Source organism: Wenzhouxiangella sp. YN9 (assembly GCF_056324165.1).
The window spans coordinates 1-285 of sequence record NZ_JBJNIP010000109.1; the positions used below are offsets into that span (position 1 = coordinate 1).

Genomic DNA, 285 nt, shown 5'->3' on the forward strand with positions numbered 1-285 from the left:
ATGAAGAAGCGAGATTAGCAGCAGAAGCAGCCGCTCAAGCGCAGGCTGAAGAAGAAGCGAGATTGGTAGCTGAAGCAGCCGCTCAAGCTCAGGCTAATGAAGAAGCAAGATTGGCAGTAGAAGCAGCCGCTCAGGCTCAGGCTAATGAAGAAGCGAGATTAGCAGCAGAAGCAGCCGCTCAAGCGCAGGCTGAAGAAGAAGCGAGATTGGTAGCTGAAGCAGCCGCTCAAGCTCAGGCTAATGAAGAAGCAAGATTGGCAGTAGAAGCAGCCGCTCAGGCTCAGG

General features: G+C 53.7%; 1 protein-coding gene. It reads left to right on the plus strand.

Annotation, left to right across the window (positions count from 1 at the left end; genetic code table 11):
- Nucleotides 1-285 (plus strand): hypothetical protein (locus ACEWQ0_RS10475; RefSeq protein WP_476485324.1); only part of this gene is annotated, 285 nt, incomplete at both ends.